Here is a 25,677-nt window from a genome sequence, read left to right on the forward strand (position 1 = left end):
GCCGCTACGGTACGGCCCATGACGTCGCTGGACGAGCTGGTCTCCGCCCTCCACTCCTGGTACCCGCCGGCGACGGCCGAGGACTGGGACGCCGTCGGGCTCGTGTACGGCGACCCCGCCCAGCAGGTGCGCAAGGTCATGCTGGCCGTCGACGTCGACGAGGCGGTCGCGGCGGAGGCCGTCGCGTGGGGCGCCGACCTGCTGGTCGTGCACCACCCCCTCTTCCTGACCCCGGTGCACGGCTTCGCGGCGACGACGCCGAAGGGCCGCACGCTGAGCCGCCTCGCCGCGGCCGGGTGCGCGCTGCTGGTGGCGCACACGAACGCCGACCAGGCGGTCGGCGGGGTCTCCGAGGCGCTGGCCCACGCACTCGGGCTGAGCGAGCTGGAGCCGATCCTCCCCGGGCACGCCGCCCCCTACGACAAGCTCACCGTGACCGTCCCGACCGACGCCGCCGCCCCCGTGCGGGCCGCGATCGCCGAGGCCGGCGCAGGGGCGATCGGCACCTACGACCACTGCACGTTCTCGGTGGCCGGCCAGGGACGGTTCCGCCCGCTCGAGGGCTCCCAGCCCACCATCGGCACCGTCGGTGACATCGCCGTCGTCGAGGAGGAGCGGGTCGAGGCCGTGCTGCCGCGGCGCCTGCGCCGCCAGGTGGTGGCGGCGCTCCTGGCCGCGCACCCCTACGAGGTGCCGGCGTACGACGTCGTCGAGCTGGCCGACCCCCAGGCGCTCGTCAGCGGCACCGGTCGGATCGGCGTCGTCGAGCGCGCGACCCTCGGCGCGTTCGCCCAGGTCGTCGCCGACGCCCTGCCGGCCACCGAGGGCGGTGTGCGCGTCGCGGGCGACCCCACGCGGTCGGTGCGGCGCATCGCCGTCTGCGGCGGCGCCGGCGACTTCCTGCTGGACCGCCTGGCCGCCTCCGACGTCGACGTCTACGTCACGAGCGACCTGCGCCACCACCGGGCCGCGGAGTTCGTCGCGGCGGGCGGGCCGGCGCTCGTGGACGTCTCCCACTGGGCGGCCGAGTGGACGTGGCTGCCCGTGGTGCAGCGGCGCGTGCAGGACGCGTTCGGCGATAAGGTGGACGTCCGCGTCAGCGAGCTGCGCACCGACCCGTGGCAGTTCCGCACCGTGTCCACGGACCCCGCTGACCGCACCGAGAGGAGCGAGTGATCAAAGCCGATCCGTTCGCGCAGCTGAAGCTGCTCGACGTCCAGGAGGTCGACTCCCGCATCGACGTGCTGCGCCACCAGCGCCGCTCGCTGCCGGGCCTCGCCGAGCTCGCCGACCTCACCGCCCGGCGCCGGGTGGTGGACGACGAGGCACGCGACGCCCGCATCGCGGTCGACGACCTCTCCCTCGAGCAGCGCAAGGCCGACGCGGACGTCGAGCAGGTCAAGACCCGCCGCACCCGCGACCAGCAGCGCATGGACGCCGGGCTCGTCACCAACCCCCGCGACCTCGAGCGCATGCAGGCCGAGCTGGTCTCCCTGGAGCGGCGCATCGCCTCCCTCGAGGACACCGAGATCGAGATCATGGAGCGGCTCGAGGAGGCCCAGGGCCGACTCGACGCGGCGACGGCCCAGCTCGCCGAGATCGACGAGCGCGGCCGCGCGCTGCAGGCGGACGTCGCCGCCCAGCAGCAGGCCATCGACGAGGAGCTCGCCGCCGCCACCGCGGCCCGCGGCCCCCTAGTGGCGGACCTGCCGGCCGACCTGCTCGCCCTCTACGACCGGCTGCGCGAGCAGAAGGGCGGCATCGGCGCGGCGCTGCTGCGCCGCCGCGAGTGCGGCGGTTGCCGCCTCACGCTCGACAACGCCGAGCTGGCCGTCATCCGGAAGGCCGGCGTCGAGACGGTCGTGCGCTGCGAGGAGTGCTCGCGGATCCTCGTCCGCACGGGCGAGTCGGGTCTGTGAGCGACGCCCCGACGTACCGCGAGGTCATCGTGGAGGCCGACGGCGGGTCGCGCGGCAACCCGGGCCCCGCGGCGTACGGCGCGGTGCTGCGGGACGCGCGCACCGGTGAGGTCATCGCGCACGACGGCGCGACGCTGGGGCGGGCCACCAACAACGTGGCGGAGTACTCGGGCCTCGTCGCGGGCCTGAGGCTGGCGCGCGCGTTCGCGCCGGGGGCCTCGGTCGAGGTGCGGATGGACTCCAAGCTCGTCGTCGAGCAGATGGCCGGCAACTGGCGCATCAAGCACCCCGACATGCAGGCGCTCGCACGGGAGGCGAGCGGGCTGGCCCCGCCCGGCACCCGGTGGACGTGGGTGCCGCGGGCGGAGAACGCCTACGCCGACCGCCTCGCCAACGAGGCCCTCGACGGCACCCGCTCCGGTGTGGAGCACCTGGCCGCGCCGGCGGCCGGGGACGCCCTGCAGCAGGAGGTCGACGCGGGCGCCCAGGAGGCGCGCGACGACGCGCCCGTCGCGACGGCCCCCGCGCCCGCACGCGGCTGGTCGCCGGGAGGGGCCACCACCACGCTGGTGCTCGTGCGCCACGGCGTCACCGCGCACACCCAGCGCAAGAGCTTCTCGGGCGGCCTCGCATCGGCGAACCCCCCGCTCACCGACGAGGGACGGGCGCAGGTGCGCGCGACCGCGGACTGGCTCGCGCCACTGGCGGAGCGGGTCACCGCCGTCGTCACCTCCCCGGTACGGCGCACCCGCGAGTCGGCGGAGATCGTGGCGGAGCGCCTCGGCACCGGTGCGCCGCGCGAGGAGCCCGGGTTCGCCGAGATGGAGTTCGGTGCCTGGGACGGGTCGACCTTCGCCGAGGTCGCGGAACGCGACCGGGCGGGGCTCGACGCGTGGCTCGGCTCGCTCGACGCCCGACCGGGCGGCACGGGGGAGTCGTTCCGCACCGTGGAGCGCCGCGTGCTCGACGGCCTGCGGCGCCTGCTCGCGGAGCACGCCGGCGGCACCGTCGTCGTGGTGTCCCACGTGACCCCGATCAAGGTGCTCGTCGCCCACGCCCTCGGGGCCCCGCTGGAGGCCGTCTTCCGGATGGAGCTCGCCCCGGCGTCGGTCACCGTCGTCGGCCACTTCGCCGGTGACGACGACGCGGAGCCGATGGCGAGCCTGCGGCTCTTCAACGGGGTGCCGGGCACGGGGCCCTTCGGCGCCTGACCCCGCGAGGCCGTCAGAGCGAGCGGACGACCACGTCGAGGCGCGTGCCGCGCGGTCCCGTCTCTCCCACCTCGACGTGCCAGCCCAGGTCGCGCAGCTGCTCGGCGAACCGGGCCGGGGTGCGGGGGTCGCCGCCGTCGGTCAGGACGGAGCGCACGATGCGCCCCTTGGTCGCCTTGTTGAAGTGGCTGACGACCTTGCGCTCGCCCTCGTGCTCGTGGAGCACGCGGACGGTGGCCGTGCGGGTGGCGACGTCGCCCTCGGGGCGCCAGAAGGCGGCGTACGTGCTCGACCGGAGGTCGACGAGCAGCCCCCGGCCGACCTCCTGCTCGACGACCGGACCCAGGTGCTCGCGCCACACGCCGGCGACCGGACCCACGCCGGGCAGCGACACGTCGCCGCCGAGCCGGTACGACGGGATCCGGTCCCCGAGGCGCACCAGTCCCAGCAGCGAGGACGTGACGAGCACCCGGCGCAGCCGACGACGGGCACCCGCGTCGAGGGTCAGCGCGTCGAGGGCCTCGAAGAGGACGCCGGTGTAGACGAGCTCCGCCCGCGCCGTGGGCACCGACCGGATCGCCGCGTCGTGGGGCACGAGGTCGGCCAGCGTGGCGCCGAGGCCGAGCACCTCCGCCGCGTGGCGCTCGTTGCCGGAGCAGAGCTCGACGAGCGCGTCGATCACCTGCTCGCGGGCCGGGGTGAGCGAGGGGAACGACACCGAGGCCAGGTCGAGCGGCTTGCCGCGCGCCGGCGCGGCCTTGCCCTCGCTGGGCGGCAGCAGGATCAGCACAGCGGAGAAGCCTAGGCGGGGCGGCGCGCCCGGGCGACCCCGACGCGCGGCGCGGCGCGCGGGCTCGGCGGCATGTCTAGAAAATCCTCAACGGTTTGTGTAGGTTTCGTCGCAGGGAAGTCGGGCCGTCGGGGCCCTGCTCGCCAGTTGAGGAGGCCGACCGTGCGGGAGCCCGAGGCGTCGTTCACCTTCGACACCGCCACGAGAACGCTGCGCCTGACGGGTGGGCTCTACGACACCCACGACGTCGAGCAGCTCGACCTGTCGGTGAGCGCCGCGTCGGGAGGGTTCGCGCGCGACGTGCGCCTCGACCTCAGCGAGGCCACCTTCTTCCCCAGCCTCGCCGTCGGCACCCTCGTGGCGCTGCGCCGCCGCGCAGAGCGCAACGGGGTCGCCGTGGACGTCGTCGCCGAGCCGGGGTCGCTGGCGCACCGGGTGCTGACCGTGGTGCGCGTGCCGGTGTCCGCCCCTCGGTGACGACGGTGCCACCCGGGCGGACCCCCCGGCCTCAGCGTGCCGAGCGGGCCCGTCGTACGACGCGGTAGGCCAGCACGCCCGCGACCGCCATCGGCCCGGCCACGATGACGGGGTCGATCCACTGGTGTCGCACGTCGACCCGGCCGGCGCGCGAGGACACGGGCTCGTGGCCCGCCTCGCCCCGGACGCCGGTCTCCGCCACGAGGCGGTCGGGACGGCCGCGCAGCGCGGAGGTCACCCGGCCCTCGGCGACGTCCACCCGGTCGGCGGCGACGAGCAGCAGCCAGTGCGCGGCCCGGGCCTCGCTGAAGCGGCGGTAGGCCAGGCGGCGCACGACGCCCGAGACGCCCTTGAGGGGCTGCCCGGTGCCGAAGACGGGGGTCACGAACGCGTGCTCCACCGACCGCTCCCGCGGCCGCAGCTCGGGCTGCCGCTCGGGGAACTCCCACCGGGCGCCGGTCGCGCCGGGGTCGAACCGCATCTTCGGCACCGCCGGGCGGTCGGCCGGGTCCAGGTCGGCGCCCCACCCGGGGATGCGGGCGCGGAGCTCGTCGCTGGTCTCGGCCAGCGGCGGCTTGTGCGGGGTGTAGGTGTACCGCGTGCCCAGCTCGGCACGCTCCTCGGAGGTCAGGTCGGCCGGGTCGCGCTTCTCGATCATGGCTGGCTCCTCGGTCACGCCGCCGACGGGACGACGAGCGGCTTGACGACGCCGTCCAGCTTGGCGGAGAAGACGTGGTAGCCCTCGGCGATCTCGTCGAGGGGGAAGCGGTGGGTCACGATGTCGCTCGGGCGCAGGTGGCCGTTGCGGATGTGCTCCAGCAGGCGCGGCCACTGCCGCTTCACCGGGCACTGGTTGGCGTTGATGGTGAGGCCCTTGTTCATGGCGTCGCCGAACTTCACGGCGCTGAAGATGGGGCCGTAGGCGCCCATCACGGAGATGGTCCCGCCCTTGCGGACGCCGTCGATGGCCCAGTTGAGGGCGATGGGCGAGCCGCCCTGCATCTTCAGCTTCGCCGCGGTCACGTGCATGAGCAGGTTGCCGTCCGCCTCGGCCCCCACGGCGTCGATCGCCACGTCCGCCCCGAGGTGGCCCGTCGTGCGCTTGAGGTGCACCACGATGTCGCGGTGGTGGGTGAAGTTGACCGTCTCGGCGTGCGCGAAGGTCCGCGCCAGCTCGAGGCGGTAGTCGAGGTGGTCGACGACGATGACGCGGCCGGCGCCCATGAGCCACGCCGACTTCGCGGCGAACAGGCCGACCGGCCCGGCGCCGAACACCACGACGGTGTCGCCCTCCACGATGTCGCCCAGCTGTGCGCCGAAGTAGCCGGTGGGCAGCGCATCGGTGAGCAGCACCGCGTCCTCGTCGCCCATCCAGTCGGGGACGAGCGAGGGGCCGACGTCGGCGAACGGCACGCGGACGTACTCGGCCTGCCCGCCGTCGTACCCGCCCGTGGTGTGGGAGTAGCCGTAGATGCCGCCGACCGCCGTGGCGTTGGGGTTCACGTTGTGGCAGTTGGAGTAGAGGCCGCGCGCGCAGAAGAAGCACGAGCCGCAGAAGACGTTGAACGGCACCATCACCCGGTTGCCGACCTGCAACGACTGCACCGACGGACCGACCTCGTCGACGATGCCCACGAACTCGTGGCCGAACGTGTGGCCGACGCGGGTGTCCGGCATCAGGCCGTGGTAGAGGTGCAGGTCCGAGCCGCAGATGGCCGCGGTCGTGACGCGCACGATCGCGTCGTTCGGGTGCTCGATCGTGGGGCGGTCCTTCTCCTCCACGCGGATGCGGTACGGGCCGCGGTACGTCATCGCCTTCACGGGTGCCTCCGTGCGTGTCGGGGTGGGAGGGTGCGCCGGGCTGGTACCCACCCCGGTGGCGGGCAACCGGAGCACGGCCGCGGCGCCGAGGCGGCGGACGGGGCGCGTTGTGGAAGAATGTCCGACGACATTTTCCTCGTCCTGGGCCGCAGCCTCGGGGCGTCGTCGAGTGGAGTCCGATTGAGCCGTGCGCGACGTGACGACGCCGTGACGACGGGTGCAGGTGCCGGCACCGACGACACGGGGCAGGAGCTCCGTGCCCACGACGGCCGGGCCGCCCCCTTCGGGTCGTCCGGCGCCCGCGACGCCGCCCGCGTGGAGCGTGCCCGCAAGCTCGCGGCGCGCCCCGGCGGGCTGCTCCCGCTCAACCGGCTGGCCGAGCTGGCCGCGCAGCTGCTGGGCGTCGAGTCCGCCCAGGTCTCCGTCGTCGCCGACGAGCAGACCGTCATGGGCGGCGCCGGCCTGGCGTCGCAGACGGTCGGGGTGCGCTCGGCCGCTGCCGAGTCGCTGTGCACCGTGACGGTCGAGGCCGGTGTCCCGGTGCTGATCCCCGACGCGACGGCCGACCCGCGGGTGCGGGACCTGCCGCCGGTGACCTCGGGCGCGGTCGGGTCCTACCTGGGCGTCCCCCTGCGGGCGGGCGACCACGTGGTGGGCGCCCTGTGCGTCTTCGGCCGGGAGACCCGGTCGTGGTCCGACGACGACGTCGCGCTGCTGCAGCAGCTGACGGGGCCCGCGCTGACCGAGCTCGAGCTCGCCGCCCTCGAGACCACCTACGAGGAGGACCGCGTGCTGTGGCAGCTCGCGGTCGACGCGGCCGGGGTCGGTGCCTTCGACTGGGACCTGGCGACGGGGGCGCTCCGGTGGGACGAGCGCCTGCTGGGGCTGTTCGGGCACGACCGCACCACGTTCGGCGGCACGATCGAGGCCTTCGAGCAGTGCGTGCACCCGGACGACCGGGCCCGCGTGGGCGCGGCGCTGGCGGAGGCCATCGCCACCTGCGGTGAGTACGAGGCGGAGTACCGCGTGGTCCGGCCCGACGGCGAGCTGCGCTGGGTCGCCGCGCGCGGTCATGCCGTGACGGGCGAGGACGGCGCGGCGGTGCGGGTCGTGGGAGCGGCGTACGACACCACCGCGGTGCGCGAGGGCGAGGCGCGCGTCGGCCGGATCCTCGAGGCGATGCCGACCGCGTTCTTCCAGCTCGACCCCGAGTGGCGGTTCACCTACGCGAACCCCGAGGCCCGTCGCCTCCTGGGTGGCATCGGCACCGACGTGGTCGGCCACGACATCTGGGAGCTGTTCCCCGCGGCGCTGGGCACGGACTTCGAGCGGCACTACCGCGGCTCCGTCGCCTCGGGCGAGCCGTCCGCGTTCGAGGCGTACTACCCGCCGCCGCTCGACGACTGGTACGAGGTGCGCTGCTGGCCCGCGCCCGACGGGTTGTCGGTCTACTTCCTCGGCATCACCGAGCGACGCCGTGCGCAGGAGCTGCTGGCCCGCCGGGCGCGACGCGCCGCGCTGCTGGCCGAGGCGACGCGGGCGCTGACCGACACCCTCGACGAGGAGGAGGCGGTCGGGCGGCTGACGAAGCTGCTGGTGCCGGCCCTGGGCGACTGGTGCGTGGTCACCCTGGTCGACGGCACGCTCCCGGACGACCTGCTCTCCGAGCGCTCGTGGCGCCGCCGGCTGCGCGACGTGGGCTGGTGGGCCGACGACCTCGCACTCCGCCCGCTCGTCGAGCGCTACGCGCAGCTGCGGGTGCCCGCGCTGACCGACGAGTCGCTCGTCGTGCAGGCGCTGGTGAGCGGCCGGCCGGTCGTCGTGCCCGAGGGCGCTGCCGACCGCATCGCCGCGATCCTGCAGCCCGGCGAGGCCACCGACCTGTGCCGCCGGTTGGCGCCGTCGGCGGCCGCGATCATCCCGCTGCAGGGGCGCGGCCGGGTGGCGGGCCTCATGAGCGTGTTCCGCGGCGCGGGCCGCGCCACCTTCACGGACGACGACGTCGAGGTCCTCGCCGACGTCGCTGAGCGCGCGGGGCTGGCGCTGGACAACGCGAGCATGTACACCGACCAGCGCGAGCTCGCGGAGGGCCTGCAGCGCAGCCTGCTCACGGCTCCGCCGGAGCCGGACCACCTCGAGGTCGTCGTGCGCTACGAGCCGGCGGCCGAGGCCGCGCAGGTGGGCGGGGACTGGTACGACGCGTTCCTCCAGCCCGACGGTGCGACCACGCTGGTGATCGGCGACGTCATCGGCCACGACACCGTCGCGGCGGCGGCGATGGGCCAGGTCCGCACGCTGCTCCGGGGCATCGCGGTGACGACGGAGGAGGGCCCGGCCGCCGTGCTGCGGCGGGTCGACTCGGCCATGACGACCCTGCAGGTCGACACCATGGCGACCGCCGTGGTCGCGCGGCTCGAGCAGACGCCCCAGGAGCGTGCCGACGGCGTCACTCGCCTGCGGTGGTCCAACGCGGGCCACCCGCCGCCGGTCGTGGTCGTCCCCGACTCCTCCGGCGGCCTGACGGCGCGCCTGCTGTGGGCCGACGCGGCCAACCCCATGCTCGGGTTGCTGACCGGCATCCCCGGCGACGAGGAGGCTCGCGACGACTCCGTCGTCGTGCTGCCGCGCGGTTCGACCCTCCTGCTCTACACCGACGGCCTCGTCGAGCGACGCGGCCAGGTGCTCGACGTCGGCCTGGAGCTGCTGCGGGAGACCCTGACCGACCTCGCAGCCCAGGACCTGCCGCTCGAGGAGCTCAGCGACGAGCTGCTGCGCCGCATGCTGCCGGGGTGGACGGAGGACGACGTCGCGATCGTCGCCGTGCGCCTGCACCCCGAGGACCGGCCGCGCCCGCCGACGGCCGGCCCGGGCAGCGTGCCGCCGAACGTCGCCCCGGCGCCCGAGGTGTGACGAGCACTCCCCGGCGGGTGTAACGCGGTGTCCGGGCTACTGGAGACGGCGCCGGCGCCGTGTGCAGCAGCCCGGACACCGCGTTACAGCGCCTAGCCGCCCTCGTGCGCGGCGTGCTCGTCGAGCAGGGCACGGGCGTGCTCGCCGGCTTCGCCCTCCTGGGCCAGGGCGTCGCGGAAGCTGTCGAGCTTCTGGGCGCCGGCGGGGAACGGCGGCAGCAGCGGCACGTCCGCGTCGACGACCGCCTCGATGACGACGGGCCGGTCGGCCGACAGGGCGGCGCGCCACACGTCGTCGACGTCGGCGGGGTCGTCGAGCCGGATGCCCCGCAGCCCGAGGAGGTCGGCCCACCCGGCGTACGGCACGTCGGGCAGTGACTGGCTGGTGTCGAAGCGGGGCTCGCCCTCCATCTCGCGCTGCTCCCACGTGACCTCCGCGAGGTCCCGGTTGGCGAGGACGAGGAGCACGAAGCGCGGGTCGGCCCAGTCGCGCCAGCGCGACGCCACCGTGACGAGCTCGGCGAGCCCCGTCATCTGGGTCGCGCCGTCACCGGCGAGGGCCACGACGGGACGGTCGGGGTGCTCGAGCTTCGCGGCCAGCCCGTAGGGCACGGCCGAGCCCATGCTCGCGAGCGTGGACGAGAGGTGGGGCCGGGACGCCGGGCGGGAGCCGCAGGTGCCGCGCGTACCAGTAGGTGATCGAGCCGACGTCGACCCCGACCTGGGCGTCCGCGGGCAGGTGGTCGGAGAGGCGTCGTACGACGAGCTCGGGGTTGAGCGGGTGCGCCTCGACCCGGGCGCGGCGCTCGGCGACGTCGTGCCAGCGCTCGACCTGCGCGACGACCTCCTGCTCCCACGAGCGGTCGGTGCGCTCGCGCAGCAGGGGGAGCAGCCGCTCCAGGGTCGTGGCCGCGTCGCCGACGAGCCCGACGTCGACGGGGTAGCGGTTGCCGAGGTGGCGCCCGTCGATGTCGACCTGCACCGCGCGGGCCTGGCCGGGGGCGGGGTAGTACTCGGTCCACGGGTCGTTGCTGCCGACGACGAGGAGGGTGTCGCACTCGTCCATCAGCCAGCCCGACGCGGTGGTGCCGAGGTGGCCCATGACCCCCACGCTGGTCGGCAGCGTCTCGTCCCACCACGGCTTGCCCAGCAGGCTGGTCGTCACGCCGGCGCCGAGCCGCTCGGCGACGGCGCGGACCTGGTCGCCGGCGTGCCGGGCTCCCTGGCCCACGAGCAGGGCGACGCGCTCGCCGCGGTCGAGCACCTCGGCGGCGGCGCGCAGGTCCGCGTCCGTTGGTACGACGACCGGCGTGCGCCAGGTCGGCGTGGTCGGCACGACGCCGTGCGTGTGGGGGAGGGGCTCGGGCACCTCGGCGGTCTGCACGTCGTGGGGGAGCACGACGACGCAGGGGCTCCGGGTCGCCAGCGCGGTGCGGAAGGCGCGGTCGAGCACCATGGGCGCCGACTCCGGCGACAGGACCGACTGCACGTACTGGGCCGCGACGTCCTTGAAGAGCGCGGGCAGGTCGATCTCCTGCTGGTACTCCGAGCCCAGCGCGGTGGTCGGCTGCTGGCCGACGATCGCGACGAGGGGCACGTGGTCGAGCTTCGCGTCGTACAGACCGTTGAGGATGTGGACCGCGCCCGGGCCCTGGGTGCTGAGCACCACGCCGATGCCGTCGGTGAACTTGGCGTGCCCGACCGCCATGAGGGCGGCCTGCTCCTCGTGGCGGGCCTGCACGAAGGCGGCGTCGCCGTCGGCGCGGCGCAGCGCGCCCATGACGGGGTTGATGCCGTCACCCGTGTAGCCGAAGACCCGGTGCACGCCCCAGGCGCGGACGCGCTCGACGACGAGGTCGGCGACCGTGCGGGTCACGAGCGGCCCCCGCGGTCGGAACGGGTACGGCGGGTGCGCTGGCGGGATCCACGTCGCCTGGTACCCAGGCCGGCCCGGCGCACGTCCCACGACGTCCTTGACTACGGTGGGGAGCAGAAGGGCCCGGAGACATGTGGTGTGTCTCCGGGCCCTTCCCCAGTACGGGCTTCCCCGCCCTACTGGCTCAGGTGCGCTTCTTGCCAGCGTCGCTGCGCTTGTCGCGCCAGCGACCGTCCTTGTTGCGGTCGCGCTCCTGCGTGCCGCCGCCCTTCTTGGGGACCTGTGGGGGCTTGCTCATTGCGTTTCTCCTCGGCCGGGTGCCCGCCCGGTACGGACGCCCCGAGCGGGACGCAAGGCCCACTATCACATAAGAACTACGCTTGTGTAATTAGCGACAGCCTGCCGCCCTGAGTGGGGCCAGCTCGCGTCGAAGACGGCAGCGTTCAGCCCTCGTCGGTATCGCCATCCGCAGCGGCGTCCGCGACCGCGGCGTCGCGGGCGGCCCGGACGCAGGCGGCGACCAGGCGCGGGAGGTCGTCGCGGTCCAGGAGACCCGCGAGTGCGTCGGCGTCGGAGGGCAGCCCGAGCCGCTCGGCGCCGCGGGCGGCGAGGTCGTCGACGTACGGCGCGAGCCCGGGCCACACGCCCTGCACCTCGCGGCAGAAGATGGCGGCACCCGCCGGGCCGATGCCCCCGAATCCCTGCAGCTCCTCCTCGACGCCACGGGTGCCGTCGGCGCCGTCACGCAGCCGGCGGAGGTCGCCGGCGTACCGGTCGAGCACCGCGTCGGCCAGCTCACCGAGCCGGGTGGCGGTGCGCTCGTCGTAGCGCCGGTAGCCCGCCCGGCCCAGGGCGGCGACGCGCGAGCGACGGGGGGAGTCCTGCATGCGCTGCGGCGTGCGCCAGCCGGCGTCGAGCAACTCGCGGGTCGCGGCGACCGCGACGTCGGAGCGAATGCGCGCCGAGAGCAGGAGGGTGAGGACGAGCAGCTGCCACAACGGCGCCGGCTCGTCCGTGAGCCGGATGCCGGCGTCCTCGGCGAAGGTGGTGCCGTGCCGGTCGAGCAGCCTCCGGAGGACGTCGCGGTCGGTCATGCGGCCGAGCGTAGGTCGACCGACGCTCGTCACGCGTGCGGCTCGTGCCCCTCGCCGGCCAGGAAGACCTCGCCGTTGCGGGGCATCCCGGGCAGGGCGGACGCCTCCGGCGCCTTCGCGTACGCCGCGAAGCGGGCGTCGATCTCCCCGGTCAGCTCGACGTCGGACCAGACGAGCGGGAGACCGGCCGCGCTCTCGACGTCGGTGCGGTCCATCAGCTGCGCGTGGAGGTGGGGGAGGGAGGTGTTGCCGGTGTTGCCCACTCGGCCGAGCAGCTCGCCGACGCCGACCCGCTGCCCCGTCCGTACGGCGGCCGACCCCCGCCGCAGGTGCGCGTAGACCGCCGCCGTGCCGTCGTCGTGCGCGACGACGACGTGGTTGCCGAGCACCCGGGCCGTGCCGGCCAGGTCGCGCAGCAGGCCCTCGAAGGTCACCATGAACGTCAGGCCCTGCCACGTGTCGCGGGCCCGGTGGTCCCGCTGGCGGTCGAGCACCCGCGCTACCTCGCCGGGGGCCATGGCCAGCACGGCTCGCCGTACCCCGGGTATCGCTCGGGCCGCGTGCCGCGCAGGCCGAGCCGCACGAGGGGTGGGCTCCCGCCCGTCGCCCGGCCGCAGACGTCGACGGCGCTGTACTGCCCACGGGCGCGCCGACCGTGGCTGGGCAGGCGCTGACCGGGGCTGTTGACCGCCGTCCACTCCCCGCGCACGGGGGGAGCCAGGCGGACGGGGGCGCCGACGGGGGAGCGCGGGGCCACCGCCACGAGGAGGGAGAGCGCGACGAGCGCGGCGGCGACGACGGCCGGTCCCCACGCCACCCGGGTCACGAGGCCGTCGAACGGCGCGCCGGCGACGACCAGGACGACCTCGACGAGGAGCAGCAGGAGCAGGGCCCCGGTCGTCCGCGACCAGACCGGACGCAACCCCGCGACGGTGCGGACCACTCAGGAGGCCTGGTCGTTGTTCTTCTGCTCGCCCCAGCCGTGCACGCGGTCGACCTCGATGACGGCGCTGACGCGGAGCCGGTCGCGGCGGGCGTAGGGCTGCTCGGTGTAGTGCCGGGACAGCGCGTCGATGTCGACGAGGTCGGGGTCGTCGTGGATGTCGACGACGCGACCGATGAGGGTCAGGTGGGTGTAGAAGTCCGCCTGGTCGATGACGGTGAGGCTGACCCGCGGGTCGCGCCGCAGGTGCTGGAGGCGGACGCGGCCTTCGTCCATGTTCACGAGGACGCGGCCGTCGTCCTGCAGCAGGTACCACGTCGCCGCGGAGACGGGCTGCCCGTCACGGCGGGTGGTGGCGATGACGGCGGGGTTCGGCTTCGCCAGCATCGCGCGGGCCGACGGGCTGAGCGGGGACTCGGTCACGTGCATCATCTCCATCGTGTCGGGGACCCCGGGCGGGAGCGCGCGGGAGATGCCCCCACCGTGGCACACGGGGTGGAGCCCGGCGCCCCGAGCGCGGCGTCCCAGGCGCGGCGTCCCGAGCGCGGCGTCCCAGGCGCGGCACCCAGGCGCACGGGCCCGGGAAGCGGACGGGCTGGCCTGTAGGCCGGGTTCTGTCCTCGGGCCCGTCGCCGGGCACCGATGTGCGGCCATCCATCTAGGGCCGCCGTTGCCGACGGCCTCGTGCAGTCCACCCGCGTGCTCGGGCGGGCAGCCCTCGAACGCACGCGCACCTCCCCGTGGGGAGGCTTCTCGACCTTGCTCCAGGTGGGGTTTACCGAGCCGCTCCGGTCGCCCGGAGCGCTGGTGGTCTCTTGCACCACCGTTTCACCCTTGCTCGCACCGACCGAGGTCGGCGCGGGCGGTCTGTTCTCTGTGGCACTGTCCCGCGGGTCACCCCGGGTGGGCGTTACCCACCACCTCGCCCTGTGGAGCCCGGACCTTCCTCGACGCCCTCCGTGGAGCGCGCCGCGGCCGCCCGGCCAGCCCATCCGCTCGCGCAAGGATAGGGGAATCCGACCGGGTCGCCGAACGTTGTCCGGGCGCCCCACGAGAGGAGCACCATGAACGACGAGATCCAGCACGAGATCCAGCACGAGACCGGCCACGAGACCGGCCACGAGATCCAGGCCCCGGCCATCGTCTTCCCCGGCCAGGCGGCCGACCCCACGGGCGCGCACCGCACGGCGCACGATCTGCTCGCCCGCCGCGCGCCGAAGGAGGCGCTCGACGTGCTCGAGCCCGCCCTCGAGGTCGACCCCGGCAACTACGGACTGCGCAGCCTGCGCGCGTGGGCCTACCTCCTGCGCGCGCAACTGCAGCGGGCCGACGAGGAGCTCCGCGGCCTCGCTGACGAGAACCCGAGCGACGACTGGGTGCGCCACGCGCTGGCCCGCAGCCTCGAGCGGCAGTCCCGGTACGCCGACGCCCTCCCGCACGCGCGCCTCGCGGCCGCCATGACGGGCGACCCGGAGCACGAGACGACGGTGCTGCGCATCGAGCGCCGCCTCGCCGAGCGGACGGGCACGGTCGACCAGCTGCGCTGAGGCGCGCCGTACCCCTCAGGCCAGCCGGGTGACCTCGACCTCGACGAACATCCGCGACGTGCGGGAGCCGGCGAAGATGCCCGACAGGGGGCGCACGTCGCCGTAGTCCCGCCCGGCGGCGATCACGACGTGGCGGTCGCCGATGGGCTGGTCGTTGGTCAGGTCGAAGGCGTGCCACCCGTCGTCCCACCACTCGACCCAGGCGTGGGACTCACCCTGCACCGTCGCGCCGATCTCGGGGTCGGCGCGGGGGTGGAGGTAGCCGGACACGTAGCGGGCGGGGATGCCGAGCGTGCGCAGGCCGCCGATCGCGAGGTGGGTCATGTCCTGGCACACCCCGGCGCGCTGCTCCCACGCCACGGCCGCGCGGCTGCCGACCTCGGTCGAGCCGGGCAGGTAGTCGACCTCGGCGTGCACGAGCGCGCACACGCCGATCGCGGCCTCGCCGGGGGTGGCGGCGTCCGTGCCGATCGCCCGCACCTCGGCGGCGAAGTCGTCGGTGGGGGCGACGGCCTCGGAGAGCACGAGGTACTCCGTGTGCACGTCGGCCACCTCGGGCGTCGCGAGGTCCGCCCAGGGCAGCGACGGGGGCGGGAGCGGCGAGCGGTTCGTGTGCACGGTCGCGTGCGCCTGCACCGTCAGCGCGTCGTGCGGGTCCAGCACCTCGAACGCCGTGACCTGCGAGCCGAAGTAGTCCCGGTAGGTGTGCGTCCAGGGCGTCGGGGTGATGTCGAGCCGGGTGTGCACGACGATCTGCTCCGGCGAGGTCTGCGGGGTCAGCCGCGCCTCGTTGTACGACGTGATGGCCTTCCCGTCGTACTCGTAGCCGGTCGTGTGGGTGATGCGCAGCTGCATGCTCACAGGACACCTCCGTGCCACTCGGTCGCCTCGGAGCCGGCGAAGTACCGGCGGGTCACGGACTCGGTCGCGGCGGCGCACGTGTACTGCAGCCGCTCCATCTCCGCCGGGAGGTTCGCCACGACGTCGGACAGCGAGCGGTACTCGAGGTCGGCGCGGGTGCGGCCCAGCAGCCGCTGCGCGTCGTTCTGGAAGCCGGCGCGCTGACCGCCCGCCTCGAGGTTCTCCAGGCACTGCTCCGCCCGGCTGATCGAGTGCACGATCGAGCGGGGAAACAGCCGGTCGAGCAGCAGGAACTCCGCCGCGCCCCGGTCGGTCTCCAGACCGCGGTAGGTGCGCAGGAACGCCTCGTACGCACCGCACGCGCGCAGCGTCGAGGTCCACGCCGACGACGCGCTGGACCCGGTCAGGGCCGCGGTCGCGACGAGCCGCGCCGTCATGTCCGCCCGTTCGATGCTGCGGCCCAGCACGAGGAACTGGTAGCCCTCGTCGCGCGTCATCGTCGCCTCGGCCGTGCCGTTGACGAGCGCCGCGCGGTCGCGCACCCAGCCGAACACGGCCGGGGGTCGCAGGGTGCGGAAGCGCCCCGAGGGCAGCGCACGCCACGTCGTGTTCACCGCCTCCCACATCGGCTCCGAGAGCGTCTCGCGCGCCCGGCGCGCGGACTCCCGGGCGGCGGCGAGGGCGGCGGCGATCGAGGCGGGGGCCTGCGCGTCGTAGGCCAGCAGCTCGAGGATGGTCTGCCGGTTCACCGGCGCGTCCTCGTCGTGGGGCACGCCCATGATCGAGAGCAGGGTGCGACAGGTGGCGGCCTCGTCGACCGTCGGGTCCTCCAGCATGAGCTGGGTCTGCACGTCGAGGATGCGGGCCGTGTCCTCCGCGCGCTCGACGTAGCGCCCGATCCAGAACATCGACTCCGCGATGCGGCTCAGCACGCGCCGTCCCCCTCGTCCTCGGTGGTGCCCACGGTCCCGGCCGCGGCGGCCCGGCTCGCCGGTCGCCCCAGCTGCTGCCCCATCTGCTGCCCCATCTGCTGCTGTTGCTGCTGTTCCTGCTCGACGCCCGTCACCGCGCCCAGCGCGGGGCCGGAGACCGGGGGAGAGGTGCTGGTGCTCGCGGGCCGCGTCGCCAGCGGTCGGTGCTGCCCCGCTCCCGGCCCGGCGAGCACCCAGGTGTCCTTCGAGCCGCCGCCCCGCGAGGAGTTCACGATGAGCTCGCCCTCGGCGAGGGCCACGCGGGTCAGGCCGCCCGGCAGCACCCACACCCGCTGGCCGTCGTTGACGGCGAAGGGACGCAGGTCGACGTGGCGCGGGGCCATCCGACCGCCCACGAACGTCGGCACCGTCGAGAGCTGCACCACCGGCTGCGCGATCCACGCCCGCGGGTCCTGGAGCACCTTGGCGCGCAGCTCGTCGAGCTCGGCGCGCGTCGCGCGCGGGCCGATGACGATGCCCTTGCCGCCCGAGCCGTCGACCGGCTTGAGCACCAGCTCGTCGAGGCGGTCCATGACCTCCTCGCGGTGCTCCGGCTCGCCCATCCGCCACGTGTCGACGTTGCGGAGCACCGGCTCCTCGCCCACGTAGTAGCGGATGAGGTCGGGCATGTAGGTGTAGACGAGCTTGTCGTCGGCGACGCCGTTGCCGACCGCGTTCGCGATCGTCACGTTGCCGGCGCGGGCGGCGTTGATGAGGCCCGGGCAGCCGAGCAGCGAGTCGCCGCGGAACTGCACCGGGTCGAGGAACTCGTCGTCGACGCGGCGGTAGATGACGTGCACCTGCTCGAGGCCGTGGGTGGTGCGCATCATCACGCGGCCGCGGCGGCACACCAGGTCGCGGCCCTCGACGAGCTCGACGCCCATCGTCCGGGCGAGCAGCGCGTGCTCGAAGTACGCGCCGTTGTAGACGCCCGGCGTCAGCACCACCACGGTCGGGTCCGTCACGCCGGCGGGGGCGGCGGCGCGCAGCGCGGAGAGCAGCCGCTGCGGGTAGGAGGCGACCGGCCGGATGCGGTGCTGGGCGAACGTCTCGGGCAGCGCCGAGGAGATCGCACGCCGGTTCGTCATCACGTAGGAGACGCCCGAGGGCACCCGCACGTTGTCCTCGAGCACGCGGAACTCACCGGCGTTGTCGCGGATGAGGTCGATGCCCGACACCTGGATGCGCACGCCGTTCGGCGGCGTGATGCCGGCGGCCGCCCGGTGGTAGTGCGACGAGGTCGTCACGACCGTGCGCGGGATGACGCCGTCCTCGAAGACGCGGCCCGCGTCGTACACGTCGTCGAGGAACATCTCGAGCACCTTGACGCGCTGCTGCACGCCCTTCTCGATGCGGTTCCACGCCTCCATCTCGATGACGCGCGGGAGGATGTCGAGCGGGAACGCCCGCTCCTCCCCGCCGATGTCGAACGTGACGCCCTGGTCGAGGTACGCCGTCTGCAGCGCGTCGACGCGCCCGCGCAGGTCGGACTCGCTCATCTCCTCGAGCGAGCGGGACAGCTGCTGGTACGACGCACGCAGCCCCGCGGGGTCGAACATCTCGTCGTACGCCGGCCCCTGCGCTCCCGGGTAGCCCTCGAACATGGCGGTCATGCTCGGAGGTTACCGACGACCTGTAACGCGGGTGTTGCCTGCCGCCCCCAGGTCTCAGGGCAGCGTCAGCACCTCGGCGCCGGTGGGGGTGACGAGCAGGGTGTGCTCGAACTGCGCCGTGCGGCGCCGGTCCTTGGTCACGGCCGTCCAGCCGTCGTCCCACATGTCGTGCTCGGGCGTGCCGAGGGTGAGCATCGGCTCGATGGTGAACGTCATGCCGACGCGGATCTCGTCGGCGTAGTGGTCGTTGTCGTAGTGCGCGATGACGAGGCCCGAGTGGAAGTGCGTGCTGATGCCGTGGCCGGTGAAGTCCCGCACGACGCCGTACCCGAACCGCTTCGCGTAGGCCTCGATGACCCGCCCGATGACGTTGGTGCGCCGCCCGGGCCGCACCGCCTTGACGCCGCGCTCCAGCGCCTCGCGCGTGCGCTCGACCAGCAGGCGCGACTCCTCGTCGACGTCGCCGGCCAGGAAGGTCGCGTTGGTGTCGCCGTGCACCCCGTCGAGGTACGCCGTGATGTCGATGTTCACGATGTCGCCGTCCTCGACGACGGTCGAGTCCGGGATGCCGTGGCAGATGACCTCGTTGATCGACGAGCACAGCGACTTCGGGTAGCCGCGGTAGCCGAGCGTCGAGGGGTAGGCGCCGTGGTCGCAGAGGAACTCGTGGCCGATCCGGTCGAGCTCGTCGGTCGGCACCTCGGGGCGTACGGCGCGCCCCACCTCGGCCAGCGCCTGCGCGGCCACGCGACCCGCCACGCGCATCCGCGCGATCGTCTCCTCGTCCTGCACGTCGTCGCCCTCGAAGCGGGCCGGGGCCGGCCTGCCGACGTACTCCGGCCGCGGGATGTCCCGCGGGACGGGGCGGGTGGGGGAGACGGTGCCGGGGACGAGCGGGGGACGCATGCGCGTCACGCTACCGCCGGCCCCGGGCGCCCCGTAGGTTCGGGGGCATGGCCCGCACCTCCTCCGACAACGCCCCCGACGACTGGTGGTTCTGCCTCAAGCACCACACGGTCGAGCCCCGCAAGGGCTGCCGGAACGCCGACCGGCTCGGCCCCTTCGCGACGCGCGAGGAGGCGGCCGGCGCGCTGGAGCGGGTGGCCCAGCGCAACGAGGCGTGGGAGGCCGCGGACGACGACGAGGCGCCCCGCGAGGGCTGAGCACCTCGTCGCCCGGCTGCGGCGGCTCCCCAGGGCGCCCGGGGTCCCGGGGGCCCGGCTCAGAAGGTGTGCTCGGGACCGGGGAACGTCCCGCCCCGCACGTCGTCGACGTAGGCCCGCGCGCCGTCGAGCAGCACGGAGCGGACGTCGGCGTACTGCTTCACGAACCGGGGCATCCGGCCCGAGCGGAGCCCGAACGCGTCCTGCCAGACCAGCACCTGGGCGTCGCAGTCGGGCCCGGCGCCGATGCCCACGGTGGGGATGGTCAGCTCGCGGGTGACCTGCGCGGCGACGTCGCCCGGCACCATCTCCATCACCACGGCGAAGGCGCCCGCGTCGGCGACCGCCCGGGCGTCGGCGAGCACCCGCTCGGCGGCCTCGCCGCGGCCCTGCACGCGGTAGCCGCCGAGGGTGTGCTCGGACTGCGGGGTGAAGCCGATGTGGGCGCAGACCGGCACGCCGCCCTGCGTCAGCTTCGTGATGGTGGCGGCCATCTCGGCGCCGCCCTCGAGCTTGACGGCGTGGGCACCGCCCTCCTTCATGAACCGCACCGCGGTCAGGTAGGCCTGCTCCGGGCTGGCCTGGTAGCTGCCGAAGGGCAGGTCGCCGAGCACGAGGGCGCGGCGCGCCGAGCGGGCGACGGCGCGGGTGAGCGGGAGCAGCTCGTCCACGGTCACGGGCAGGGACGTCTCGTTGCCGAACACGTTGTTCGAGGCGCTGTCGCCGACGAGGAGCACCTCGACGCCCGCCTCGTCGAAGACCTGCGCGGTGTACATGTCGTAGGCCGTCAGCATCGTCCACCGTTCGCCGCGTGCCTTCATGTCGCGCAGGTGGTGGGTGCGGATGCGGCGGGGGCTGCTGCCGCCCGGGGGTGTCGCGGCGGGCGCCTGCGACCCCGATCCGTACGGGCTGGGCCCCTCGTTCGTGGCGTCACTCATCGTCGAGTTCCTGATCTGTGCGTTCTCGCGGCTCCCTGGTGGAGTCCCCGGACCGCGGCCCAGCGTACGACCGGCACGACCGCCGCGGACGTGGCGCCCGTCACCCCGGGTGGGTGGGTGACGGACGCCGCGGCCGGGGGTGCGGCGCGGCTCAGCGGCGCGGGTCCACGAGCACCTTGGCGTGCTCGGTCGCGCCGGAGTCGAGCTCGGTGAACATGGCCTCCAGGTCGCCCAGCCCGATCGTGCCGGTGTGCAGCCCGGCCACCCGGACCGAGCCGTCGGCGATCGCGCGCTGCGCGCCGAGGAAGTCGTCGTGGGTGTAGGCCAGCGACCCGATGACGGTGAGCTCGCGCACCTGCCAGTCGCCGTAGCTGACCGTCGAGTCGGTCATGGGGAACCCGAGGAGCGACAGCGTGCCGCCGCGGCGGACCAGCTCGGCGGAGGGCTGCAGGAGGGCGGCGACGCCCGTGCACTCGTAGAGCACGTCGGCGCCCAGCCCGTCGCTCGCGGCCAGCACGGCGTCGCGGGCGGCGTCACCGGGGGCCAGCACCTCGGTGAAGCCGAGCTCGGTGGCGGCGCGGCGGCGGGCCTCGTTGGGCTCGACGACGATGATCCGGCCCGCTCCCGCGTGACGCGCGTGCTGGGCGGTCAGCAGCCCGATGGGGCCCGCGCCCTGCACGACGACGACGGCACCGAGGCGCTGCCGCGTGCGCCGTACGGCGTGGAAGGTCACCGCGGTGGGCTCGACCAGTGCGGCCTCGACGTCGCTGAGCGTGTCGAGCACGGGCGCGACGCGGCGGGCCGGGACGACGAGGGAGGTGGCGAACCCGCCGTGGGCGGGGGAGCCCGGGGCGACGCCGTTGGCCTCGGCGAACGCGAGGTCGCAGTGGTCGGCGTGGCCCGCGCGGCACATGGCGCACGACCCGCAGGCGGGGCCGACGCTGGCCAGCACGCGCTGCCCGACCTCCAGACCGGTGACGTCGTCGGCGGCGCGGGCGATCGTGCCGGTCCACTCGTGGCCGAACACGGCCGGGGGCACCTTCCCGCCCGACGTGTGGTTGTGCGTGTCGGTGGCGCAGATGCCGCAGTAGGTGATCGCCACCTCCACCGTCCCCGGTGCCAGCTCGGCCGGCGCCTCCTCGTGCTCGAGGGTGGTGCGGGACGGTCCGACGACGGCGGCGAAGGTGGTAGTCACAACTTCAACTATAGGACGGCGTGCGGCCGCCGGAACGGTCGCGCACGGGGGTGGCACCATGCGGGGGTGACCTCCCTGCTGACGCGCTACGCCCGCACCGTGGGGCGCGTGCACTCAGCGCCGCTGTGGCTGCTCGTGGTGTTCGTCGTGGCGGTCGCTCTCGTGCCGGTGTCGACGCCCGTGCAGGTCGGTCTGTTCCTCTTCGTGGTGCTGTTCTTCTGGCTGCCGCTGGCCGTCGTGCTGCGCCGCGAGCTCCGGCGCGGCTACGACCAGGAGGGCGCGCGGGAGCGGCTGCGGCGCATCGAGCGCGAGCACGGGGCCCGCGGCGAGGGTCGGGGCGAGGGTCGGGGCGAGGGTTAGACGCGGCGCCCGGTGGTACCGGGCGGCCGGACGCACGGACGGTGGCGAGCGGCCCGCGGGCCGGGACGGTGGTGTGAGCGTGGAGTGGTCCTCGGTGTACGCGCAGGGGTTCGCGCGGGTGGCGGCGATGACGCTGCCGGTCGTGGTGGGCGACCCGGCAGCCAACGCGGCGGCGGTGCTGGAGCAGGCCCGGGCCTGCCACGACGACGCCGTGGCCGTCGCCGTCTTCCCCGAGCTGTGCCTCACGGGCTACTCGGCGGAGGACCTCTTCCTCCAGGACGTGCTCCTCGACGCCACGCTCGAGGCGGTCGCGGAGATCGTCGCGGCGTCGGCGGACCTGCTGCCGGTGCTCGTCGTCGGCGCGCCGCTGGTGCACGGCAACCGGGTGCTCAACACCGCGATCGTCATCCACCGCGGGCGTGTCCTGGGCGTGGCGCCGAAGTCCTACCTCCCGACGTACCGCGAGTTCTACGAGCGCCGCTGGTTCGCGCCCGGCGACGACGTGGGCGGCACGACCGTGCTCGCCGGCCAGGAGGTGCCGATCGGCTCCGACCTGCTCTTCTCGGCCACCGACGTGCGCGGCCTCGTGCTGCACGTCGAGGTCTGCGAGGACATGTGGGTGCCGGTCCCTCCGAGCGCGCACGCCGCGCTCGCCGGCGCCACCCTGCTGCTCAACCTCTCCGGCAGCCCCATCACCGTCGGCCGTGCCGAGGACCGGAAGCTGCTCGCCCGCTCCGCCTCGTCGCGCTGCCTCGGCACCTACGTGTACGCCGCGGCGGGCCAGGGCGAGTCCACCACCGACCTCTCGTGGGACGGCCAGACGATGGTCTACGAGCACGGCGAGCTGCTGGGGGAGACCGAGCGGTTCCCCGACGGGCCGCGCCGCACGGTCGTGGACACCGACCTCGACCGCACCCGCCTGGAGCGCCTGCGCACCGGCACGTTCGACGACAACCGGCGCGCCGTGCTCGGCGACGGGGCGTTCCGGCTCATCGAGTTCGAGCTCGACCCGCCGACCGGCGACGTCGGCCTGCGCCGGGAGCTCGCGCGCTACCCGTTCGTGCCCGACGACGCCGAGCGCCTCGCGCAGGACTGCTACGAGGCCTACAGCATCCAGGTCGCGGGGTTGGAGCGGCGCCTGGAGTCGATCGGCCAGCCCAAGGTCGTCATCGGCGTCAGCGGCGGCCTCGACTCGACGCACGCGCTCATCGTCGCGGCCCGCGCGATGGACCGCCTCGGGCGCCCGCGCAGCGACATCCACGCGTTCACGCTGCCCGGCTTCGCCACCGGCGAGGAGACGAAGTCCTACGCCACCCGCCTCTCGCGCTCGCTCGGCGTGACGTTCGAGGAGATCGACATCACCGGCGCCGCGCGCCAGATGCTGACCGACCTCGGCCACCCCTACGCGCAGGGCGAGGAGGTCTTCGACATCACCTTCGAGAACGTGCAGGCGGGCCTGCGCACGGACTACCTGTTCCGCCTCGCCAACCACCGTGGCGGCATCGTGCTCGGCACCGGCGACCTCTCCGAGCTCGCGCTCGGCTGGTGCACGTACGGCGTGGGCGACCAGATGTCGCACTACACGGTCAACTCGGGCGTGCCGAAGACGCTGGTGCAGCACCTCATCCGCTGGGTGATGGGCGCGGGCCTGTTCGAGGACGAGACCAACGCGGTGCTCGGGGAGATCCTCGAGCAGGAGATCACCCCCGAGCTCATCCCCACCCGCGAGGACAAGCTGCCGCAGCGCACGGAGGACAGCGTCGGGCCCTACGCGCTGCAGGACTTCACGCTCTTCCACGTGCTGCGCTACGGCATGGCGCCGAGCCGCATCGCGCTCCTCGCCTGGCACGCCTGGCGCGACCGCGAGGCGGGGGAGTGGCCGCCGAACTTCCCCGAGCACCGGCGCGCCGAGTACGACCTCGCCGAGATCCGGCGCTGGCTCGACGTCTTCGTGCGCCGCTTCTTCGCGAGCCAGTTCAAGCGCTCCGCGCTGCCCAACGGCCCCAAGGTCTCGGCGGGCGGCACGATGAGCCCGCGCGGCGACTGGCGCATGCCGTCGGACGCGACGGCCGCAGCCTGGCTGGCCGACCTCGAGCGGGTGCCGGAGGAGGCGTGAGCGGCGACGGGGGAGCCGTGCCCGGCGACGGGGGAGCCGTGCCCGGCGACGCGGGCGGCCTGCTGTCGCTCACCTACCTGAGCTCGGCCGTGCCGAAGCTGACGTCCGAGGACCTCGCCGCGATCCTGGCGCACTCGCGGGCCGGCAACGCCGCGACGGGGGTCACCGGGGCGCTGCTCTACGCCGACGGCAACATCGTGCAGACGCTCGAGGGGCCCCGGGAGACGGTGCGGTCCCTCTTCGCCACCATCTCCGCCGACCCCCGCCACCGCGGCGTCCTCGTGGTGGTGGAGGAGGAGGTGGACGAGCGCGCGTTCCCCGAGTGGACCATGGGGTTCCGCGAGCTCGGGGCGGACGCGATGGCCGCCGTGCCGGGCTTCACCGACTTCCTCCGCACCGGGGTCGACCTCAGCCCCGGCGCCGGGGCGCCCGGCCTCGCCGCCACCTTCCACCGCGTGTTCCGCGAGAACGTCCGGTGAGCCGCGGGCCGGTGCACGCCGACCACTAGGGTGGCGCCATGGGCAAGCAGGAAGACTTCGTTCTCCGCGCACTCGAAGAGCGCGACGTCCGGTTCGTCCGGCTCTGGTTCACCGACGTGCTCGGGTCGCTGAAGTCGGTCGCCGTCGCGCCGGCGGAGCTCGAGGGGGCCTTCTCGGAGGGCATCGGCTTCGACGGCTCGGCCATCGAGGGCTTCGCGCGGGTCTACGAGTCCGACATGCTCCTGCTGCCCGACGCGTCCACCTTCCAGATCCTCCCGTGGCGCGCGACGGGCCCCTCGACCGCGCGCATGTTCTGCGACGTCGTGATGCCGGACGGCAGCCCGTCGTACGCCGACCCGCGGTTCGTGCTCAAGCGCAACCTGGCGGCGGCGGCCGAGAAGGGCTTCACCTTCTACACGCACCCCGAGATCGAGTTCTACCTGCTCAAGGACATCCCCGAGGTCGGCGCCGACCCGGTGCCGGTGGACCGCACGGGCTTCTTCGACCACACGCCGCAGTCGATGGGCTCCGACTTCCGCCGCGAGGCGATCACCATGCTCGAGGCGATGGGCATCTCGGTGGAGTTCAGCCACCACGAGGGCGGGCCCGGGCAGCAGGAGATCGACCTGCGGTACGCCGACGCGCTGAGCACGGCGGACAACGTCATGACGTTCCGCACCGTCATCCGCGAGGTCGCGCTGAGCCAGGGCATCTGGGCGACCTTCATGCCGAAGCCGTTCACGTCGCACCCGGGCTCGGGCATGCACACGCACGTCTCGCTCTTCGAGGGCGACCGCAACGCGTTCTGGGAGGCGGGGGCGGAGTACCAGCTGTCCCGCACCGGGCGCCACTTCATCGCCGGCCTCATGCGGCACGCGGGCGAGATCACCGTGGTGACGAACCAGTGGGTGAACTCCTACAAGCGGCTGCTGTGGGGCGGCGAGGCGCCGTCGTACATCTGCTGGGGCCACAACAACCGCTCCGCCATGGTGCGCGTGCCGATGTACAAGCCCAACAAGAGCCAGTCGACCCGCGTCGAGCTGCGCACGATCGACCCGGCGTGCAACCCCTACCTGGCGTACGCCGTCGTGCTGGCCGCCGGCATGAAGGGCATCGAGAACGAGTACGAGCTGCCGCGCGAGGCCGAGGACGACGTCTGGTCGCTGACCGAGCGCGAGCGCAAGAGCCTGGGGATCGACCCGCTGCCCAAGACGCTATCGGAGGCCATCACCATCGCGGAGTCCTCCGAGCTGCTGGCCGAGGCGCTGGGGGAGCACGTCTACGACTTCTTCCTGCGCAACAAGCGCTCGGAGTGGGAGGAGTACCGCACCCAGGTCTCCGCCTTCGAGCGCGACCGCATGCTGCCGGTCATCTGACCGGGCGGGAGGGGAACC

Annotated in this window: 26 protein-coding genes and 1 other RNA gene; 11 read left to right on the forward strand and 16 right to left on the reverse strand. The window is 74.2% G+C overall.

Translation table 11 applies throughout. From position 1 onward, the window contains the following. Positions 1-18: 18 nt before the first annotated feature. Genes INN71_RS05315 through INN71_RS05325 form a run of 3 tightly spaced genes read left to right on the forward strand, consistent with a single transcriptional unit; the run spans position 19 to position 3,130 of the window. A complete protein-coding gene (locus INN71_RS05315; protein ID WP_277498908.1) occupies positions 19-1,176 on the forward strand; it encodes a Nif3-like dinuclear metal center hexameric protein in 1,158 nt (385 codons plus the stop codon). Beyond that, positions 1,173-1,919 (forward strand): zinc ribbon domain-containing protein, encoded by a 747-nt coding sequence (locus INN71_RS05320; RefSeq protein ID WP_277498907.1) that lies wholly within the window; start codon positions 1,173-1,175, stop codon positions 1,917-1,919. The genes INN71_RS05315 and INN71_RS05320 overlap by 4 nt, the downstream gene beginning before the upstream one ends. After that, a complete protein-coding gene (locus INN71_RS05325) occupies positions 1,916-3,130 on the forward strand; it encodes a bifunctional RNase H/acid phosphatase (RefSeq protein WP_277498906.1) in 1,215 nt (404 codons plus the stop codon). Before INN71_RS05320 ends, INN71_RS05325 begins: the two co-directional genes overlap by 4 nt. A gap of 13 nt (positions 3,131-3,143) precedes the next feature. Here the strand turns inward: INN71_RS05325 and yaaA are convergent, their stop codons facing one another. After that, positions 3,144-3,920 carry a peroxide stress protein YaaA gene (gene yaaA, locus INN71_RS05330; RefSeq protein ID WP_277498905.1) on the reverse strand — a complete coding sequence of 259 codons (777 nt, stop codon included), beginning with the start codon at positions 3,918-3,920 and terminating at the stop codon, positions 3,144-3,146. 162 nt (positions 3,921-4,082) lie between these two features. On the opposite strand from yaaA, the gene INN71_RS05335 reads away from it, so the two are divergent. Then, positions 4,083-4,397 carry a hypothetical protein gene (locus INN71_RS05335; RefSeq protein ID WP_277498903.1) on the forward strand — a complete coding sequence of 105 codons (315 nt, stop codon included), beginning with the start codon at positions 4,083-4,085 and terminating at the stop codon, positions 4,395-4,397. A 31-nt stretch (positions 4,398-4,428) separates the two neighbouring features. Here the strand turns inward: INN71_RS05335 and INN71_RS05340 are convergent, their stop codons facing one another. Both INN71_RS05340 and INN71_RS05345 read right to left on the reverse strand, forming a co-directional pair. Beyond that, positions 4,429-5,055 carry a hypothetical protein gene (locus INN71_RS05340; RefSeq protein ID WP_277498901.1) on the reverse strand — a complete coding sequence of 209 codons (627 nt, stop codon included), beginning with the start codon at positions 5,053-5,055 and terminating at the stop codon, positions 4,429-4,431. A 14-nt stretch (positions 5,056-5,069) separates the two neighbouring features. Continuing rightward, on the reverse strand, positions 5,070-6,209 hold the full coding sequence (locus INN71_RS05345; protein ID WP_277498974.1) for a zinc-dependent alcohol dehydrogenase: 1,140 nt from the start codon (positions 6,207-6,209) through the stop codon (positions 5,070-5,072). 126 nt (positions 6,210-6,335) lie between these two features. Here INN71_RS05345 and INN71_RS05350 point away from each other — a divergent pair, with 126 nt between their 5' ends. Continuing rightward, positions 6,336-9,128, forward strand: a complete 2,793-nt coding sequence (locus INN71_RS05350; protein ID WP_277498899.1) for a SpoIIE family protein phosphatase — start codon at positions 6,336-6,338, stop codon at positions 9,126-9,128. 92 nt (positions 9,129-9,220) lie between these two features. Here the strand turns inward: INN71_RS05350 and INN71_RS05355 are convergent, their stop codons facing one another. The 7 genes from INN71_RS05355 to rnpB form a co-directional block, all read right to left on the reverse strand. Further along, the gene (locus INN71_RS05355) at positions 9,221-9,751 is read right to left on the reverse strand and encodes a thiamine pyrophosphate-dependent enzyme (RefSeq protein ID WP_277498898.1); all 531 of its coding nucleotides are present in this window, start codon (positions 9,749-9,751) and stop codon (positions 9,221-9,223) included. Continuing rightward, the gene (locus INN71_RS05360) at positions 9,675-11,003 is read right to left on the reverse strand and encodes a thiamine pyrophosphate-binding protein (protein ID WP_277498897.1); all 1,329 of its coding nucleotides are present in this window, start codon (positions 11,001-11,003) and stop codon (positions 9,675-9,677) included. Before INN71_RS05360 ends, INN71_RS05355 begins: the two co-directional genes overlap by 77 nt. 443 nt (positions 11,004-11,446) lie before the next feature. Beyond that, positions 11,447-12,097 (reverse strand): endonuclease, encoded by a 651-nt coding sequence (locus INN71_RS05365; protein WP_277498896.1) that lies wholly within the window; start codon positions 12,095-12,097, stop codon positions 11,447-11,449. A gap of 29 nt (positions 12,098-12,126) precedes the next feature. Beyond that, positions 12,127-12,591, reverse strand: coding sequence for a M23 family metallopeptidase (locus INN71_RS05370; protein ID WP_277498894.1), 465 nt, complete (start codon positions 12,589-12,591; stop codon positions 12,127-12,129). A gap of 5 nt (positions 12,592-12,596) precedes the next feature. Then, the gene (locus INN71_RS05375; protein WP_277498891.1) at positions 12,597-13,019 is read right to left on the reverse strand and encodes a hypothetical protein; all 423 of its coding nucleotides are present in this window, start codon (positions 13,017-13,019) and stop codon (positions 12,597-12,599) included. Positions 13,020-13,040: 21 nt separating this feature from the next. Next, positions 13,041-13,463: a PPOX class F420-dependent oxidoreductase gene (locus INN71_RS05380; RefSeq protein ID WP_277498889.1), complete on the reverse strand. Its 423-nt coding sequence runs from the start codon at positions 13,461-13,463 to the stop codon at positions 13,041-13,043. Positions 13,464-13,627: 164 nt separating this feature from the next. Then, positions 13,628-14,031: RNase P RNA component class A (gene rnpB / locus INN71_RS05385), an RNA gene on the reverse strand. 73 nt (positions 14,032-14,104) lie between these two features. Between rnpB and INN71_RS05390 the strand changes: the two genes are divergently transcribed. Beyond that, the gene (locus INN71_RS05390) at positions 14,105-14,587 is read left to right on the forward strand and encodes a tetratricopeptide repeat protein (protein WP_277498888.1); all 483 of its coding nucleotides are present in this window, start codon (positions 14,105-14,107) and stop codon (positions 14,585-14,587) included. Positions 14,588-14,602: 15 nt separating this feature from the next. Here the strand turns inward: INN71_RS05390 and INN71_RS05395 are convergent, their stop codons facing one another. The 4 genes from INN71_RS05395 to map are packed head-to-tail and all read right to left on the reverse strand — an operon-like array spanning position 14,603 to position 18,938. Next, the gene (locus INN71_RS05395; protein ID WP_277498887.1) at positions 14,603-15,442 is read right to left on the reverse strand and encodes a transglutaminase family protein; all 840 of its coding nucleotides are present in this window, start codon (positions 15,440-15,442) and stop codon (positions 14,603-14,605) included. Positions 15,443-15,444: 2 nt separating this feature from the next. After that, on the reverse strand, positions 15,445-16,380 hold the full coding sequence (locus tag INN71_RS05400; RefSeq protein ID WP_277498885.1) for an alpha-E domain-containing protein: 936 nt from the start codon (positions 16,378-16,380) through the stop codon (positions 15,445-15,447). Then, positions 16,374-18,032, reverse strand: coding sequence for a circularly permuted type 2 ATP-grasp protein (locus INN71_RS05405; RefSeq protein WP_277498883.1), 1,659 nt, complete (start codon positions 18,030-18,032; stop codon positions 16,374-16,376). The genes INN71_RS05400 and INN71_RS05405 overlap by 7 nt, the downstream gene beginning before the upstream one ends. Positions 18,033-18,086: 54 nt before the next feature. After that, complete coding sequence (map, locus tag INN71_RS05410) at positions 18,087-18,938, reverse strand: type I methionyl aminopeptidase (protein ID WP_301799801.1); 852 nt, start codon at positions 18,936-18,938, stop codon at positions 18,087-18,089. Between the two features lie 47 nt (positions 18,939-18,985). On the opposite strand from map, the gene INN71_RS05415 reads away from it, so the two are divergent. Then, positions 18,986-19,195 (forward strand): hypothetical protein, encoded by a 210-nt coding sequence (locus INN71_RS05415; RefSeq protein WP_277498881.1) that lies wholly within the window; start codon positions 18,986-18,988, stop codon positions 19,193-19,195. 59 nt (positions 19,196-19,254) lie between these two features. On the opposite strand, the gene panB is transcribed toward INN71_RS05415, so the two are convergent. Continuing rightward, complete coding sequence (gene panB / locus INN71_RS05420) at positions 19,255-20,133, reverse strand: 3-methyl-2-oxobutanoate hydroxymethyltransferase (RefSeq protein WP_301799802.1); 879 nt, start codon at positions 20,131-20,133, stop codon at positions 19,255-19,257. Positions 20,134-20,284: 151 nt separating this feature from the next. Next, positions 20,285-21,328, reverse strand: a complete 1,044-nt coding sequence (locus INN71_RS05425; RefSeq protein ID WP_301799803.1) for a zinc-binding dehydrogenase — start codon at positions 21,326-21,328, stop codon at positions 20,285-20,287. Positions 21,329-21,394: 66 nt separating this feature from the next. Between INN71_RS05425 and INN71_RS05430 the strand changes: the two genes are divergently transcribed. From INN71_RS05430 to INN71_RS05445, 4 genes are all read left to right on the forward strand, one after another. Next, positions 21,395-21,688, forward strand: a complete 294-nt coding sequence (locus INN71_RS05430) for a hypothetical protein (protein ID WP_301799805.1) — start codon at positions 21,395-21,397, stop codon at positions 21,686-21,688. A 73-nt stretch (positions 21,689-21,761) separates the two neighbouring features. Beyond that, positions 21,762-23,804 (forward strand): NAD(+) synthase, encoded by a 2,043-nt coding sequence (locus tag INN71_RS05435; protein ID WP_301799806.1) that lies wholly within the window; start codon positions 21,762-21,764, stop codon positions 23,802-23,804. Next, positions 23,801-24,283, forward strand: a complete 483-nt coding sequence (locus INN71_RS05440) for a BLUF domain-containing protein (RefSeq protein ID WP_301799807.1) — start codon at positions 23,801-23,803, stop codon at positions 24,281-24,283. Before INN71_RS05435 ends, INN71_RS05440 begins: the two co-directional genes overlap by 4 nt. 38 nt (positions 24,284-24,321) lie before the next feature. Beyond that, positions 24,322-25,659 carry a glutamine synthetase family protein gene (locus INN71_RS05445; RefSeq protein ID WP_277498874.1) on the forward strand — a complete coding sequence of 446 codons (1,338 nt, stop codon included), beginning with the start codon at positions 24,322-24,324 and terminating at the stop codon, positions 25,657-25,659. Positions 25,660-25,677: the final 18 nt, after the last annotated feature.

The sequence above is a fragment of the Nocardioides sp. ChNu-153 genome, from assembly GCF_030466625.1.
In the GTDB taxonomy this organism is placed as follows: domain Bacteria; phylum Actinomycetota; class Actinomycetes; order Propionibacteriales; family Nocardioidaceae; genus Nocardioides.

What these genes read in the sequence shown, in the direction of transcription:
- INN71_RS05315 (WP_277498908.1), top strand. Translation starts at nt 19, where the DNA reads ATGACGTCGCTGGACGAGCTGGTCTCCGCCCTCCACTCCTGGTACCCG.
- INN71_RS05340 (WP_277498901.1), bottom strand. Translation starts at nt 5,055, where the DNA reads ATGATCGAGAAGCGCGACCCGGCCGACCTGACCTCCGAGGAGCGTGCC.
- INN71_RS05345 (WP_277498974.1), bottom strand. Translation starts at nt 6,209, where the DNA reads ATGACGTACCGCGGCCCGTACCGCATCCGCGTGGAGGAGAAGGACCGC.
- INN71_RS05350 (WP_277498899.1), top strand. Translation starts at nt 6,336, where the DNA reads ATGTCCGACGACATTTTCCTCGTCCTGGGCCGCAGCCTCGGGGCGTCG.
- INN71_RS05355 (WP_277498898.1), bottom strand. Translation starts at nt 9,751, where the DNA reads ATGGGCTCGGCCGTGCCCTACGGGCTGGCCGCGAAGCTCGAGCACCCC.
- INN71_RS05365 (WP_277498896.1), bottom strand. Translation starts at nt 12,097, where the DNA reads ATGACCGACCGCGACGTCCTCCGGAGGCTGCTCGACCGGCACGGCACC.
- INN71_RS05390 (WP_277498888.1), top strand. Translation starts at nt 14,105, where the DNA reads ATGAACGACGAGATCCAGCACGAGATCCAGCACGAGACCGGCCACGAG.
- INN71_RS05395 (WP_277498887.1), bottom strand. Translation starts at nt 15,442, where the DNA reads ATGCAGCTGCGCATCACCCACACGACCGGCTACGAGTACGACGGGAAG.
- INN71_RS05405 (WP_277498883.1), bottom strand. Translation starts at nt 18,032, where the DNA reads ATGACCGCCATGTTCGAGGGCTACCCGGGAGCGCAGGGGCCGGCGTAC.
- map (WP_301799801.1), bottom strand. Translation starts at nt 18,938, where the DNA reads ATGCGTCCCCCGCTCGTCCCCGGCACCGTCTCCCCCACCCGCCCCGTC.
- INN71_RS05415 (WP_277498881.1), top strand. Translation starts at nt 18,986, where the DNA reads ATGGCCCGCACCTCCTCCGACAACGCCCCCGACGACTGGTGGTTCTGC.
- panB (WP_301799802.1), bottom strand. Translation starts at nt 20,133, where the DNA reads ATGAGTGACGCCACGAACGAGGGGCCCAGCCCGTACGGATCGGGGTCG.
- INN71_RS05445 (WP_277498874.1), top strand. Translation starts at nt 24,322, where the DNA reads ATGGGCAAGCAGGAAGACTTCGTTCTCCGCGCACTCGAAGAGCGCGAC.